The sequence below is a fragment of the Streptomyces sp. V4I2 genome (genome assembly GCF_030817655.1).
Taxonomy (GTDB): Bacteria; Actinomycetota; Actinomycetes; order Streptomycetales; family Streptomycetaceae; genus Streptomyces; species Streptomyces plumbiresistens.
In genome coordinates this window covers 1,027,469-1,042,014 of the sequence record NZ_JAUSZM010000003.1, presented here as the reverse complement: position 1 = coordinate 1,042,014, position 14,546 = coordinate 1,027,469, and the positions used below count along the sequence as shown (strand labels likewise).

The 14,546-nt window shown below is 70.5% G+C and carries 12 protein-coding genes and 4 pseudogenes; 9 read left to right on the top strand and 7 right to left on the bottom strand.

Translation table 11 applies throughout. The features are described from left to right. Positions 1 to 67 precede the first annotated feature (67 nt). Positions 68 to 835, top strand: coding sequence for a metalloregulator ArsR/SmtB family transcription factor (locus tag QFZ76_RS05770; RefSeq protein WP_307672673.1), 768 nt, complete (start codon positions 68 to 70; stop codon positions 833 to 835). Between the two features lie 73 nt (positions 836 to 908). Here QFZ76_RS05770 and QFZ76_RS05765 read toward each other — a convergent pair whose 3' ends face one another. Next, on the bottom strand, positions 909 to 1,349 hold the full coding sequence (locus tag QFZ76_RS05765; RefSeq protein WP_307672672.1) for an SPW repeat protein: 441 nt from the start codon (positions 1,347 to 1,349) through the stop codon (positions 909 to 911). A gap of 237 nt (positions 1,350 to 1,586) precedes the next feature. Here QFZ76_RS05765 and QFZ76_RS05760 point away from each other — a divergent pair, with 237 nt between their 5' ends. Then, on the top strand, positions 1,587 to 1,775 hold the full coding sequence (locus tag QFZ76_RS05760; protein ID WP_307679937.1) for a hypothetical protein: 189 nt from the start codon (positions 1,587 to 1,589) through the stop codon (positions 1,773 to 1,775). On the opposite strand, the pseudogene QFZ76_RS05755 reads toward QFZ76_RS05760, so the two are convergent. Next, positions 1,717 to 2,565 (bottom strand): annotated as a pseudogene (locus QFZ76_RS05755) (LysR family transcriptional regulator). The gene QFZ76_RS05760 and the pseudogene QFZ76_RS05755 sit on opposite strands and share 59 nt — an antisense overlap. A gap of 388 nt (positions 2,566 to 2,953) precedes the next feature. On the opposite strand from QFZ76_RS05755, the pseudogene sfnG reads away from it, so the two are divergent. From sfnG to QFZ76_RS05730, 5 genes and pseudogenes are all read left to right on the top strand, one after another. Further along, positions 2,954 to 4,113, top strand: a pseudogene (gene sfnG, locus QFZ76_RS05750) (dimethylsulfone monooxygenase SfnG). An 84-nt stretch (positions 4,114 to 4,197) separates the two neighbouring features. Continuing rightward, a pseudogene (locus QFZ76_RS05745) lies at positions 4,198 to 5,262 on the top strand (acyl-CoA dehydrogenase family protein); the annotation flags it as partial. A 52-nt stretch (positions 5,263 to 5,314) separates the two neighbouring features. Next, a complete protein-coding gene (ssuE, locus tag QFZ76_RS05740; RefSeq protein WP_266445725.1) occupies positions 5,315 to 5,869 on the top strand; it encodes an NADPH-dependent FMN reductase in 555 nt (184 codons plus the stop codon). A 5-nt stretch (positions 5,870 to 5,874) separates the two neighbouring features. Continuing rightward, positions 5,875 to 7,059 (top strand): SfnB family sulfur acquisition oxidoreductase, encoded by a 1,185-nt coding sequence (locus QFZ76_RS05735; RefSeq protein WP_307672671.1) that lies wholly within the window; start codon positions 5,875 to 5,877, stop codon positions 7,057 to 7,059. Positions 7,060 to 7,084: 25 nt separating this feature from the next. Next, positions 7,085 to 8,230 carry an LLM class flavin-dependent oxidoreductase gene (locus tag QFZ76_RS05730; RefSeq protein ID WP_307672670.1) on the top strand — a complete coding sequence of 382 codons (1,146 nt, stop codon included), beginning with the start codon at positions 7,085 to 7,087 and terminating at the stop codon, positions 8,228 to 8,230. A 101-nt stretch (positions 8,231 to 8,331) separates the two neighbouring features. On the opposite strand, the pseudogene QFZ76_RS05725 reads toward QFZ76_RS05730, so the two are convergent. After that, a pseudogene (locus QFZ76_RS05725) lies at positions 8,332 to 9,364 on the bottom strand (acyl-CoA dehydrogenase family protein). A 107-nt stretch (positions 9,365 to 9,471) separates the two neighbouring features. On the opposite strand from QFZ76_RS05725, the gene QFZ76_RS05720 reads away from it, so the two are divergent. Together QFZ76_RS05720 and QFZ76_RS05715 are read left to right on the top strand one after the other, a co-directional pair. Continuing rightward, positions 9,472 to 9,825 (top strand): YciI family protein, encoded by a 354-nt coding sequence (locus QFZ76_RS05720; RefSeq protein WP_307672669.1) that lies wholly within the window; start codon positions 9,472 to 9,474, stop codon positions 9,823 to 9,825. After that, a complete protein-coding gene (locus tag QFZ76_RS05715) occupies positions 9,822 to 11,012 on the top strand; it encodes an RNA polymerase sigma factor (protein WP_307672668.1) in 1,191 nt (396 codons plus the stop codon). Before QFZ76_RS05720 ends, QFZ76_RS05715 begins: the two co-directional genes overlap by 4 nt. 37 nt (positions 11,013 to 11,049) lie before the next feature. On the opposite strand, the gene urtE is transcribed toward QFZ76_RS05715, so the two are convergent. From urtE to urtB, 4 genes are read right to left on the bottom strand one after another with little or no spacing between them, the layout of a single operon-like run. Then, positions 11,050 to 11,742 (bottom strand): urea ABC transporter ATP-binding subunit UrtE, encoded by a 693-nt coding sequence (gene urtE, locus QFZ76_RS05710; RefSeq protein WP_266445738.1) that lies wholly within the window; start codon positions 11,740 to 11,742, stop codon positions 11,050 to 11,052. Then, entirely contained in the window at positions 11,742 to 12,530 is a 789-nt protein-coding gene (gene urtD, locus QFZ76_RS05705; protein WP_307672667.1) for an urea ABC transporter ATP-binding protein UrtD, read from the bottom strand. Before urtD ends, urtE begins: the two co-directional genes overlap by 1 nt. Then, positions 12,527 to 13,621 (bottom strand): urea ABC transporter permease subunit UrtC, encoded by a 1,095-nt coding sequence (gene urtC / locus QFZ76_RS05700; RefSeq protein WP_307672666.1) that lies wholly within the window; start codon positions 13,619 to 13,621, stop codon positions 12,527 to 12,529. The genes urtD and urtC overlap by 4 nt, the downstream gene beginning before the upstream one ends. Next, the gene (gene urtB, locus QFZ76_RS05695; protein ID WP_307672665.1) at positions 13,618 to 14,514 is read right to left on the bottom strand and encodes an urea ABC transporter permease subunit UrtB; all 897 of its coding nucleotides are present in this window, start codon (positions 14,512 to 14,514) and stop codon (positions 13,618 to 13,620) included. Before urtB ends, urtC begins: the two co-directional genes overlap by 4 nt. Positions 14,515 to 14,546 lie beyond the last annotated feature (32 nt).

The window sequence follows — 14,546 nt, the reverse complement described above, 5'->3', positions numbered from 1 at the left end:
GTCCGGCATTGACATGCAGGTAATTACCTGCATGACTATAAGTGTGCGATCAGGAGACGACTCGGGGATGGACAAGGTCTTCAAGGCGCTGGCCGACGAGACCCGCAGGCGGCTGCTGGACCGGCTGCACGAGCACAACGGTCAGACGCTGGGAGAGCTGTGCGAACGCATCGAGATGGCGCGTCAGTCGGTGACCCAGCACCTCGCCGTCCTGGAGGCCGCCAACCTGGTCAGCACCGTGCGGCGGGGTCGGGAGAAGCTGCACTACCTCAACCCCGTCCCGCTCCATGAGATGCAGGAGCGGTGGATCGACAAGTTCGAGCGCCCGCGCCTCAGCGCGCTCGGCGCCGTGAAGCGACGAGCCGAGGAAGCCATGACCGACAAGCCCACCTACGTGTACGTCACGTACATCGAGAGCACACCCGAGAAGGTCTGGGATGCCCTCACCGACGCCGACCTGACCGCCGCCTACTGGGGGCACAGCAACGTCTCGGACTGGCGGACCGGCTCGCGCTGGCAGCACGTGCGGACGGACGACTCCGGCATCGCCGACGTCGTCGGCACCGTCGTGGAGAGCGAGCGCCCGACGCGCCTCGTCACCACCTGGGCGTCGCCCGACGAGGAGGACCGGCCGGAGCGGCATTCCCGGGTCACCTTCGACATCCGGCCGCACGCCGACATCGTGCGTCTCACCGTGACCCACGAGGACCTCAACGACGAGGGTGAGCGCGCCGACATCGCCGCAGGCTGGCCGGCGGTGCTGTCCAACCTCAAGTCACTGCTGGAGACCGGCAGTCCGCTGCCGCAGGAGCCGTGGCAGGTCCCCACCTCCTGACCGGGTGCGAGAGGGCCGGTCCGCGCGGGTGCGGACCGGCCTGTGTGTTCTGCCTGTTCCTCCTTGCGGGCTCCTACGCCTTCGGGGCGCTCCTCGCCGCCGTACCGATGCACATCAGCCCCAGGACCAGAGCGAGGGCACCGATGATGATGTTGTTCCAGATGACCCCGGCGTCCGGGCTCTCGCCGACGATCCACGGCGAGACGATCATCCACACGCCCATGGCGCACATGGCCCAGCTCAGGCCGTACATGCGCTCCGGAGCCCTGGTGAATCCGAGGGCCAGCAGGCCGATCGCTATCCCCACGATCAGATTGTGGGTCACGAGGTCGGGCTGGCTCGTCGTGTAGTGGAGTATCCACGGGGACACGGCACAGTACAGACCGAGCAGGAACACCGGTCCGTCCACGAGTGCCACGTCGCGACCGCCGAGCATGCGGGCGTAGCGATCCCGCATCTCCGGAGCATCAGGGTGGGTGGTGATGTCCCCTCTGGTGTGCGAGACGTTGGCCATGACTCGTCTCCTTTGACTTGCAGGCCTGACCGCGTCTGGTGCGGTATGCGGTAGAAGCGCCGCGTAGGTTCATTCTGCGCTTATTTCATCCTTATGTGTAGTGGTCAGGGGGCCCGGCGGGACGGCTGGGGCGCTCCGGCGGGCCTTCCGTACCTGACCAGCCCTGAAAGGTACATGTCCGGCTCGATCGGGGGCAGGCGCATGGTGACGGACGTCGGCGTTCCGTGCCGACGGTCGATGCTGGAGGTGGATGCCTTTATGGGCGCGAAGGTGTTGGAGCGGTTTCCTGCGGGATCTCCACGCGGATCATGGCCTGCGGAGGAGTACGCGGCGGCGCGGCGTGCCGCGGGCGAACCCGCGACGGTCGTCATGGACCTGAAGTCGGACGCGTTCCTGGTGATCGTCCCGAGGCGGGACGAGGACTGAGGGGACGCTCGGGCAGCGTGCCGCCCAGCTCCCGCGCTCTCTGCAGGAACACCTCGTACAGGTCCTGCGCCGCCCGGGGCACCGACTCGGCCTTGCGGCGCTGGAGCATCAGCAGGACGCGGGTGGTGTCGCCCTCGATCGCCGGTAGGTGATCGTGCCGAGCCGCGAGCGCAGCGAATGGGGGTCCCCCCGGCCGAAGGCTGGGGGAGGATCACCGGCCACACTGAAGTCCGGCAGCACCGTCGCGCCGAGCCCCTCGGCGACCATCAGCTTGCCCATCTCGGCGCCGTCGGTGGAGCAGTTCGTCCACCGTCACCGCGGGCCGGGACGCCAGCGGGCTGTCGGGGCGTACGTTCACCAGACCGAGGTCGAAACCGCCCTCCGACAGCGCCCGTTGGATCTCCGTCTGCTGCGCGCCGACCACCGCGACCTGGGTGACCGGATGCGCCGCGCGAAAGTCCCGTACCACCGGGACGAGTAACGGCACGGTCGCCGCGTTCACCGTGCCGACGCGCACCATACGGCTGATGCGGTGCTGCTCGCCGGCCGCCACCCGCAGCCGGTCCACCGCCTCCAGCACATGGACGATGTACGGCAACAGCTCCCGGCCTTCCGTGCTCATCGTCGCCCCGGACCGCTTGCGCTCCAGGAGGTCGACCGCCAGCTCCCGCTCCAGATTTCTGACGGTCTCGCTCAACGCGGGTTGTGACAGGCGCAGTTTTTCCGGCGCGCGGCGCAGGGAACCGAGCCGTGTCACCGCCGCTATGTATTCCAGCTGTTCGGTCCGCACCCCAGCAGAATGCGGTTGATTTCACGGGACGTTCAAGGGTTTCCCTGTCACACGTTCGTGAAATTCAATGGTCCGCGATACGAGACCGGTCGGGTTTTCCTTGACGGCCGTCGCGGCCGACTGCGACCATCGACGGCATGAAGATGCGACTGGACCTCACGCGGCGACGCCACGTCGACCTCGCGCGCGTCTCCAGCGCCTCCTGTTGCTGCGCGGCCTGATCCCTCCGATCCGCCGCCGTCCCCTGCCCACGCCGCACCCGTACCTGTCACCGGTCAGGCATGTGCCGCGTTTTCACCTCAGCGCCTGAATTCGGCGACCACGCCTCGGCGATCACGCATGCCTTTCGAATTCGGCGTGAGTCCCCATTCCGCAACAGGAGTTCCGCATGCCCGCAGCACCCCTCCAATTCGCCTACTGGGTCCCCAACGTCAGCGGCGGCCTCGTCACCAGCAAGATCGAGCAGCGCACCGACTGGGGATACGACTACAACCGCGAACTCGCCGTCCTCGCCGAGAACAACGGCTTCGACTACGCCCTCAGCCAGGTCCGCTACATGGCCAGCTACGGCGCCGAGTACCAGCACGAGTCGACCAGCTTCAGCCTCGCCCTGCTGCTCGCCACCGAGCGACTGAAGGTCATCGCCGCCGTCCACCCCGGCCTGTGGCACCCCGGCGTCCTGGCCAAGCTGGGCGCCACCGCCGACCACCTGTCGAAGGGCCGCTTCGCCGTCAACGTCGTCTCCGGCTGGTTCAAGGGCGAGTTCACCGCCCTCGGCGAGCCCTGGCTGGAGCACGACGAGCTCCCCCAGTTCTCGGCTTCGCTCGAACCGGGGGGACCCCCATCCGCCGCTCCGAGGAGTTCATCCAGGCCCTGCGCCAGATCTGGACCGAGGACCACACCGAACTCGCCGGTGACTTCTACCGGTTGCGGGACTTCTCCCTCAAGCCCAAACCGCTCAACACCGCCGAGCGCCCGCACCCGGAGATCTTCCAGGGCGGCAACTCCACCGCCGCCCGCGCCATGGCCGGCCGCGTCTCCGACTGGTACTTCTCCAACGGCAAGGACTTCGACGGAGTCGTCGAACAGATCGAGGACGTCCGTAAGTCCGCCGCCGAAGTCGGCCGCGTCGCACCGAAGTTCGGGCTCAACGGCTTCCTCATCGCCCGCGACACCGAGGCCGAGGCCCGCGAGACCCTCCGGGAGATCGTCGCGCAGGCCGACACCGAGGCGGTCGAGGGCTTCGGTGCCGCCGTGAAGCAGGCGGGGCAGTCCGCCGCCGACGGCAAGGGCATGTGGCAGGACTCCGCCTTCGAGGACCTGGTCCAGTACAACGACGGTTTCCGTACGGGCCTCATCGGCACTCCGGAGCAGATCGCCGAGCGCATCGTCGCCTACAAGCAGCTCGGCGTCGACCTCTTCCTCCTGGGATTCCTGCACTACCACGAGGAGGTCGAGTACTTCGGCCGCCGGGTGCTGCCCCTCGTCCGCGAGCTGGAGGCCCAACTCCCGGACAGCGAACCCGAGTCCGTCCACGCCCACGCCTGACCGCCCCCACAGCCTTCCGCACCGCACTGCGAAAGAGGTCGCCCCAGCATGAGCACCGTCACGCCCACCCACTGGCAGAAGAGCCTCCTCAAGGACTCCGGCCTGGTCACCCTGCTCGGCCCCACGGAGCGCGGCGGCGCGGGCCAGGACTGGCCGACCGCCTACCGGGTGGTCCGCGAGGTCGCCAAGGCCGACGGCTCGATCGGCCAGCTCCTCGGCTACCACTACCTGTGGAACTGGGCGGCCCGCCTGGTCGGCACCCGCGCACAGTGGGAGCACGTCGAGGCGGAGGCCGCGCGGAACCGCTGGTTCTTCGGCGGGGCCGTCAACCCGCGCGACAAGGACGTGATCGTCACCGAGGACGGCGACGACCTGGTCTTCACCGGCCGCAAGTCCTTCTCCACCGGCAGCAAGGTCTCCGACGTCACCGTCCTGGAAGGCATTCTGGAGGGCACCGACAGCCATGTCTTCGCGATCGTGCCGTCCGACTCCGAGGGCCTGACCTTCCACGACGACTGGGACAACATCGGCCAGCGCCTCACCGAGAGCGGCAGCGTCACGATCGACGGGGTCCGCACACCGTGGGCGTCGGCCGCCGGATACGTCGACAAGGTCTTCCAGCCGCGCACCTACAACACCCTCAACGTCCCCACCATCCAGCTGATCTTCGTCAACTTCTACCTCGGCATCGCGGGCGGCGCGCTGGAGACGGCCGCCACCTACACCCGCGAAAAGGCCCGGCCCTGGCTGCACGGCGGGCACGAGCGCGCGGTCGACGAGCCGTACGTCATCGACACCTACGGCGACCTCACCGCGAAGCTCTGGGCGGCCGAGGCGCTCGCCGACGCCGTGGCCGCCGAGGGCCAGAAGCTGCACGACGACCCCGACGCGGTCACCGAGCAGACCCGCGGCGACTTCGAGGTGCGGGTGGCCGCGGTGAAGGCCCGCGCCACCGACGTCTCCCTGGACATCGCGAACCGGGTCTTCGAGGTGACCGGCGCCCGCTCCACGGCCACCGCGGAAGGCCTCGACCGCTTCTGGCGCAACGTCCGCACCCACACGCTCCACGACCCCGTCGCCTACAAGCGGCGCGAGGTGGGCCGCTGGGTCCTCGAAGGCGAACTGCCCGAACCCACCTGGTACTCCTGACCACCGGGGCGCCTCCCGTGCGGAGGCGCCCCTCCTCCCCGAAAGAGGGCCCATGGCCACCGTCCTGTCCGTCTCCGGCAGCCCCTCCGCCTCCTCCCGCACCGCGAAGCTCCTGCGCCACCTCGACGGCCGCCTCGCCGCCCAGGGCCACGAGGTGATCCCGCTCGACGTGCGCACCATCCCGGCCGAGGCCCTGCTCGGTGCCGACTTCCGGCATCCCGCGATCGTCGAGGCGACCGAGCTCTTCGCGCGCGCCGACGGCCTCGTCATCGGCACCCCCGTCTACAAGGCGGCCTACTCCGGCGTCCTCAAGGCGCTCCTCGACCTGCTCCCGCAGTACGCCCTCGCCGGCAAGACCGTCCTCCCGCTGGCCACGGGCGGTTCGACCGCCCATGTGCTGGCCATCGACTACGCCCTGCGACCGGTGCTGAGCTCCATGGGCGCGGGGCACATCGTGCAGGGCTGGTTCACCCTCGACAAGGACATCACCGCCCACGACGACGGCTCGCTCACCGTCGCCCCCACCGCGAGCGAGGCCCTCACCCAGGTGCTCGACCAGTTCTCGACGGCTCTCGGCCGTACGCCCCTGCTGGCCGCGGCGGGCTGACGGACATGACCGCGAAAGTCATCGCCGACGACGTCGAGGCCCTGACCGTGGCCCGCTCCCTCGCCGACGAGTTCCGCGCCGGCGCCTCGGCGCGGGACGCCGAACGCCGTCTGCCGCGCGGGGAGTTGGACCGGCTCTCCGCCTCCGGACTGCTCGCGGTCACCGTGCCCGCCGAGCACGGGGGAGCGGACGTACGCCAGGAGACCCTCGCCGAGATCTTCCGGCTGCTCGCCTGGGCCGACGCGAGCCTCGCCCAGATCCCGCAGAGCCACTTCGTGTACATCAATGTGATCCGCCGTCAGGGAACGCCGGAGCAGCGGGAGTTCTTCTTCGGTGAGGTCCTCTCCGGGCGCCGGTTCGGCAACGCCCAGTCGGAGGCGGGCACCAAACACGTCCAGGACATCCGCACCCGCCTGGAGTCCCGCCCCGACGGCTCCTACACGCTGACCGGCGTCAAGCACTACTCCACCGGCGCCCTCTTCGCCGACTGGATCCCGGTGCTCGCCCGCGCCGAGGACGACAACCTGCGGGTGGCGTACGTGCCCCGGGGTGCCCCGGGACTCACGGTGATCGACGACTGGGACGGCATGGGCCAGCGCACGACCGCCAGCGGCACCGTACGCCTGGAGGAGGTGCCGGTACCGGCCGACCGGGTGCTGCCGCACCACCTCACCTTCCAGGGACCTCAACTCCATGGAGCGGTCGCCCAGTTGCTGCACGCGGCCATCGACGCCGGGATCGCCCGGGGAGCGCTGAACGAGGCCGCCGAGTTCGTCCGCACCAAGAGCCGGCCCTGGTTCGAGAGCGGATTCGAGACGGCCGCCGAGGACCCGCTGCTGATCCAGCGGTTCGGTGAACTCGCCATTCAGGTACGGGCGTCGGAGGCGCTGCTCCGGGAGGCCGCCCGCGCCGTCGACGCGGCCCGCGCGGACCTCACTGACGACACGGCGGCCGAGGCGTCCATCGCGGTCGCCACGGCCAAGGCGCACGCCGCGCAGACCGCGGTGGAGGCCGGGAGCGCCGTGTTCGAGGTGTCCGGCACCCGTGCCGCCCTCGACTCACTCAACCTGCACCGGCATTGGCGCGACGCCCGCACCCACACTCTGCACGACCCCGCCCGCTGGAAGGTCCAGCACATCGGCAGGTACGTGCTGAACGGCACGCGGCCGCCTCGCCACGGCCTCCTTTAGAAGATCTTCCGGAACGGAGACCCACGTGTCCCTCACCTTCCACTGGTTCCTCCCCACCAACGGCGACAGCCGCCATGTCGTCGGCGGCGGCCACGGCACCCCGGCCACCGCCTCCGGGCGGGACCGGCCCCCGACGGTCGCCTACCTGAGCCAGATCGCCCGCGCCGCCGAGAACCTGGGCTTCGAGGGTGCGCTCACCCCCACCGGCGCCTGGTGCGAGGACGCGTGGCTGACCACCGCGATGGTCGCCCAGCAGAGTGAACGCCTCAAATTCCTGGTCGCCTTCCGGCCCGGCTTCGTCTCCCCGACGCTCGCCGCGCAGATGGCTTCCACCTTCCAGCGGCAGACCGGCGGACGGCTCCTGCTCAACGTCGTGACCGGCGGCGAGAGCCACGAGCAGCGGGCCTACGGCGACTTCCTCGACAAGGACGCGCGGTATCGCCGTACCGCTGAATTCCTCGAAATCGTAAGGGGGTTGTGGGAGGGCAAGACCGTCGATCTGCACGGCGAGCACCTCCAGGTCGAGGACGCGAAGCTGGCGCGTGTGCCGGATCCGGTGCCCGAGGTGTACTTCGGCGGGTCCTCGCCGGTCGCCGGGGAGGTCGCCGCCCGGCATGCCGACGTGTACCTCACGTGGGGGGAGCCGCCCGCGCAGGTCGCCGAGAAGATCGCCTGGGTTCGAGGGCTGGCGGCGGAGCAGGGGCGTACGGTGCGCTTCGGCATCCGGCTGCACGTGATCACCCGCGACACCTCCGAGCAGGCCTGGGCGGAGGCGAACCGGCTGCTGGCGGGATTCGACCCGCAGACCGTGCAGTCCGTACAGGCGGGGCTGGCCCGCAGCGAGTCCGAGGGGCAGCAGCGGATGCTGGCGCTGCACGGGGGCGGGGGCCGGGACGGGCTGGAGATCCACCCCAACCTCTGGGCCGGCATCGGGCTGGTGCGTGGGGGCGCGGGGACGGCGCTGGTCGGTAGCCATGAGGAGGTCGCCGAGCGGATCAAGGAGTATCACGCGCTGGGGATCGAGGAGTTCATCTTCTCCGGGTATCCGCATCTGGAGGAGGCGTACTGGTTCGGGGAGGGCGTGCTGCCGCGGCTTGCTGCGGAGGGGGTGTGGCGGCATCCGTACGGTGATCAGGCAGTTCCCTCGGCGCAGGTGCCGTTCGCCAGCTGAGGGGTGGTTTCTGCTTGTCCGGCGTGTGCGGGTTTGTGCGTGGCCGGTCGCGCCCACGCGGCGGAGCCGCATATGTCACAGCCCCGCGCCCCTGGGGGGTTTCACCTGGCCAGCGTTTTGAGGTGAGCCGCGCGTGACTCGGGCGTCTGGCCCTGGACCAACAGGAACAACGCCTCTCGGGCCAGGCGTTGGGCCTTGTTGGCGAGGGTCAAGGATTTGCCGCCGCCTGCCACCACCGCTGCCGTGGTGGCTGCGCGCATCAGCTCGTACGCCTGCGTGCGCAGGGCCAGGCTTTCCTTCCGGTGCTCGTCGGGTGCGGGGTGGTCGGCCAGGGCGTAGGCGTGAGCGCGGATGTCGGTGAGGCGGGCGCGCAGGGGGTCGGCCGTGGTGTCGTCCAGCAGGGCGAGTGCGGTCTCCGTGATTCCGAAGACCGCCGGGGACGCGTTCGCCGTTTTCGTACGGTCCGCCGCGGCCCACCGCGCGTACGGTTGCCGGACGACCACCGCCTCCTCGGGCAGCCACAGGCCGTCCAGTTCCAGCGACACCGTGCGTGCGGCGGTGAGGGCCGCGAGACGCATGGGGGGCGACGCGCGCAGGCCCGGCTGCTCGCGTGCCTCGGTGAAGGCGAAGAGGGCCTCGTCGGTGTCCGTCACCCCGGCGAGGAGCATGACGTCGTTGAGGCCCCAGCCGGTGTACCAGGGCACGGTGCCGTCGAAGCGCAGGCCGCCCCGCTCCCGGGTGACCCGTACCGGGGTCCGGGGGGTACGCCCGTAGATGGGCGTAGGCCACGCCCGACAGCAGTTCGCCGCGTGCCAGCGGGCCCAGCAGACGGTCCCGCACCGGACCTTCGCTCTTGGACAGGGTGATCACGGGCGTGTGGTGCTGGGTCTGCACGAACCAGGTCGAGCAGCACGCCCCGGCCAGGATCTCCGCGACCTCCCTTGCCACCGGAGCGGGCGCCGCCGCACCGCCGTACTCCTTGGGCGCGTTCAGCCCCAGCAGGCCCGATCGCCGGAATGCCTCGATGTGGGTGGCGGGCACGCCCTCCTGGTCGACCCGTTCGGCGTGCGGTGCGAGCAGGTCGTCGGCGAGCCGGCGGGCGCTGACGACGAGGGGGTGCGGGGCGATGGTCATGGAGGAAATTCTCCCGGTGTCGTCGTGCGCGGTGTCGATCCGGGGGTCTGCCGTTCGTGTAGGAGGTGAGAAGGCAAGGCACGCAGCGCAGCGTCAAGGAGGCCGTCATGAAGTACTACCTGCTCAGCGTGATGCAGCCCGTGGGGGAGCCGCCCGGCCCGGAGGTTCTGGCCGGCATCGAGAAGAACCTCGACGCCCTCAACCGGGAGCTGCGGGAGGCGGGCGCCTGGGTGTTCGCCGGGGGACTGCACGGCCCCGAGTCCGCCACCGTGCTGCGGCCGCGCGACGGCGACGTCCTGGTCACTGACGGGCCGTACGCCGAAGGCAAGGAGATGCTCGGCGGGATCTCCCTGATCAAGGCGCCGGACCTGGACGCCGCCCTCGACTGGGGCCGCAGGCTGGCGCTGGCGACGACGCTGCCGATCGAGGTGCGCCCCTTCATGGGGGAAGCGGATCAGTGACCGCCGACATCGAGGCCGTCTTCCGCGCCGAATACGGGCGCGCGGTCTCCGTCCTCGTCCGCTTCCTCGGCGACATCGACCTCGCCGAGGAAGCGGTGCAGGACGCCTTCACCACCGCCGTGCAGCGCTGGCCGGAAACCGGTGTGCCGCCGAGCCCGGCCGGGTGGATCATCACCACCGCACGCAACCGCGCGATCGACCGGCTGCGCCGCGAGGCCGGGCGCGACGCGCGCCACGCCGAGGCCGCCCTGCTGCACGCCTGGGACGGGCAGCCCGAGGAGGGACCCGTGCGCGACGACCGGCTCCGGCTCATCTTCACCTGCTGCCACCCCGCCCTCGCACCGCAGGCACAGGTCGCCCTCACCCTGCGCCTCCTCGGCGGCCTCAGCACGGCACGCATCGCGCGTGCCTTCCTGGTGCCCGAGCCGACGATGGCTCAGCGGCTGGTGCGGGCCAAGGCGAAGATCCGCGATGCGCGCATCCCGTACCGCGTGCCGCGCGACGCGGATCTCCCGGACCGCCTCAAAGGGGTCCTCGCCGTCGTCTACCTGATCTTCAACGAGGGCTACGACGGCTCGGCCGAGCTGTGCGCGGAAGCCGTACGCCTCGGACGCGTCCTCGGTGACCTCATGCCGGACGAGCCCGAGGCCACCGGGCTGCTCGCGCTGATGCTCCTCGTCGAGTCCCGGCGGCCGGCGCGGCAGGACGGCGACGGGGTGCTCGTGCCGTTGCCCGAGCAGGACCGCGGGCGCTGGGACCGTGACCTGATCGCCGAGGGGCAGTCGCTCGTGCGCCGCTGTCTGCGCCGGAACCGGCCGGGTCCGTACCAGATCCAGGCCGCTATCCAGGCCGTCCACAGCGACGCGCCGACCGCCGACGACACCGACTGGTGGCAGATCCTCCAGCTGTACGACCAACTCATGGCGGTGGCGCCCAGCCCCGTGGTGGCGCTGAACCGGGCCGTCGCGGTCGCCGAGGTCCAGGCGCCGGGGCCGGCCCTGGACCTGGTGGACGCCCTCGACCTGGAGGGCTACCACGTCTTCCACGCCGTACGGGCCGACCTGCTGCGGCGCCTCGGCCGGGTCGCCGAGGCCGCCGCCGCGTACGCGACCGCCGTCGCACTGAGCGAGAACCCGGCCGAACGCGCCTACCTCGACCGCGTCCGGCGGACCCTCGACCTGGCCTGAGTCCGGCGGCCCACCGCCACACGACACCGCCGCCGCATCACACGCTCAGCGCCTCACGAACGGACCGCTCGGCATCCTGGCCGCCCTCGCCGGAGGAGGTGACCCGGCCGGCCTCCAGGACGTAGTACCGCTGCGCCGCCCGCATCGCGAAGCCCACATGCTGCTCGACCAGGAGCACCGAGAGCCCGCCGCGGGCGGCCAATGCCAGGATCGTCTCCTCGATCTCGGCGACCACCGTCGGCTGGATGCCCTCGGTCGGCTCGTCCAGGAGCAGGATCCGAGGCTCCGTCACCAGGGCGCGGGCGATGGCGAGTTGCTGCCGCTGCCCGCCGGAGAGCAGGCCCGCCCGGCGGTGGGACAGGGTCCGCAGCGCCGGGAACAGGTCCAGTGCCTCGCCGATCGCCGCCTTGCCGCGCTTGCGGCCGTCCGCGACGAGCTGGAGGTTCTCCGCGGTGGTCAGGTGCGGGAACGCCTGCTGGCCCTGCGGGACGTACGCCATTCCGCGCGCCACCCGCTCGTGCGGCTTGCGCCGCGTGATGTCCTCGCCGTCGAGGCGGACCGTGCCGCTGCTCGGCGTGAGCAGTCCGACGGCGGCCCGCAGCAGGGTGCTCTTGCCGGCGCCGTTGTGCCCGAGCACCGCGGACACGCCGTCCTTCGGCACCTCGACGGTGACCCCGTGCAGGACGCTGCTGCGGTGGTAGCCGACCCGGACGTCTTCGATCTGCAGCATCACGCCTCCTGTACGACCGCGGTGTCCGAGACGTCCTCGGCGGCCGACGCGTTCGCCGCGTGCCCGAGGTACACCTCCTGCACCTTCGGATCGGCCTGGACCTCGGCCACCGTGCCCTCGCTGAGCACCTTGCCCGCGTGCAGCACGCTGACGCTGCGCGCGAAGGACCGCATGAAGTCCATGTCGTGCTCGATGACCACCACGGTCCGCTCCTCGCTGATCCGCTGGAGCAGCTCGCCGGTCGCCTGGCGCTCGTCGTGGCTCATGCCGGCGACCGGCTCGTCGAGCAGCAGCAGCCGTACGTCCTGCACGAGCAGCATGCCGATCTCCAGCCACTGCTTCTGACCGTGCGCGAGGGTTCCGGCGAGGGAGTCGGCGAGTTCGGTGAGCCCGACCGTCTCCAGCGCCTCGGCGACCGGCTCCGGGACGTCCTTGCGACGCCGCAGCATCGTCCACATGCTCCGGCCCGCGCCCGCCGCGATGTCCAGGTTCTGAAGGACCGTCAACTCCTCGAAGACGGTGGCCGTCTGGAAGGTACGGCCGATCCCGGACCGGGCGATCCTGTGCACGCTCCGCCCGAGCAGCTCCTCCTCGCCGAAGCGCACCGAGCCCGTCGCCCGCACCAGCCCGGTGACCGCGTCGACCAGGGTGGTCTTGCCCGCGCCGTTCGGCCCGATGAGGAAGCGCAGATCGCCCGGGCGGACGTCGAGGTCCACCCCGTCGACGGCGGTGAACCCGTCGAAGGACACCCGCAGTTGCCGTATCTCGAGACCCGAGAGCTCACTCATGCCGCTTCTCCCACCGGTACGACGGGCGCCTTCTGCTCGGGCGCCTTCGGGGCCCCGCGCCGCCGGACGTACACCGCCAGCGAGGCCAGACCGCCGGGCAGGAACGCCAGGGCGACGATGAACAACAGTCCCTGGAAGTACGTCCAGGCCGCCGGGAACTCCTCCGACAGGGTCGTCTTGGCCCAGGCGACCGCGACCGCGCCGAGCACCGCGCCGGCCAGGCTCGCCCGGCCGCCCACGGCGGCGCCGATGACGAACTCGATGGACGGCACGATGCCGATCAGCGCGGGCGAGATGATGCCGACCGCCGGCACGAACAGCGCGCCCGCGAGGCCCGCCATGCCCGCGGCGACGACGTACGCGACCAGCTTGACGTTGGCCGGGTCGTAGCCGAGGAAGCGCACCCGCTCCTCCGAGTCCCGTACGGCGACGAGGAGTTCGCCGTAGCGGCTCTGGATCAGCTGGCGCGCCAGGGCGATCAGGAGCAGCAGGACGGCGGCGATGACGAAGTACACCATCCGCTGGTTGACCGGGTCGTCGAGGGAGTAGCCGAAGAAGCCCTGGATGTCGGTGAGTCCGTTGGTACCGCCGGTCGTGGCCTGCTGGCCGATCAGCCAGATCGCGAACGCGGCGGCGAGGGCCTGGCTGAGGATCGCGAAGTAGGCGCCCTTGACCCGGCGCCGGAAGATGAACAGGCCGAGCAGCGCGGCGACCGTCATCGGCAGCAGCACGGTCGCGGCGATCGCGAACAGCGGGTTCGCGAACGGCTGCCACCACCAGGGCAGTTCGGTGGCGGTGCCGTACAGCTGCATGAAGTCGGGGAGGTTGCCGGGACCCGCGTCGGCGATCTTCAGGTGCATCGCCATGGCGTAACCGCCGAGCCCGAAGAACACGCCCTGACCGAGTGTCAGCAGCCCGCCGCGGCCCCAGGCCAGGCAGATGCCGACGGCGACCATCGCGGTGCACAGGTACTTGGCGAGCAGCCCGAGCCGGAAGTCGGACAGCATGAGCGGGGCGACGGCGAACAGCACGACGGCGGCAGCCGCGAAGCCTGCCGCGGCCCGCGCCGAACGGCCTTTCAGCAGGTTCATACGAGACTCCTCGTACGCAGCGTGTACAGCCCCTGGGGCCGCCACTGGAGGAACGCGACGATGGCGACGAGCACCAGGACCTTGGCGACGCTCACGGTGGTGGAGTACTCGAGGACCGACTGCAGCGCACCCAGCACGAACGCGACGATGACCGTGCCCTTGAGCTGCCCGATGCCGCCGACCACGATCACCAGGAAGGCGTCGATGATGATGTTGGTGCCCATCGTGGGTCCGATCGGACCGACCAGCGTCAGGGCCACCCCGGCGACGCCCGCGAGCCCGGACCCGATGAAGAACGCGGTGCGGTCGACCCGGCTCGTGGAGATGCCCGACACCTCGGCGAGGTCCCGGTTCTGCACCACGGCCCGCACCCGGCGGCCCAGCGGCGTCAGCCGCAGGGTCAGCGACAGCGCGACCACCGCCGCGACGGCCAGACTCAGAATGAACAGCCGGCTGTTGGCGAAGGTGAGCGGATCGTCGCCGCCGATCACGGTGATGTTCCCGGTGAGCCAGTCGGGCGCCCGGGTCTGCACATTCGGCGCACCGAAAATGTCCCGGGCGAGTTGCTGAAGCATCAGCGAGACGCCCCAGGTGACGAGAAGCGTGTCAAGTGGCCGCAGATACAGGCGTCGTATCAAGACCCATTCGAGCAGCGCGCCCAGGGCGCCGGAGACGAGAAAGGCGATGGGCAGCGCGAGAAGAAGTGACATTCCCGCGCTGGAAATGGACTTCTGAAGGACGTACGTGGTGTAGGCGCCGGCCATGATGAACTCGCCGTGGGCCATGTTGATGACGTTCATCTGGCCGAAGGTGAGCGAGAGGCCGAGCGCGATGAGCAGCAGGACGGCACCGATGCTGATGCCGGTGAAGGTCTGACCGAGGATCACGGTCATTCGGCGGCTCCCGGGAGGGTGCGGGCGGGAGC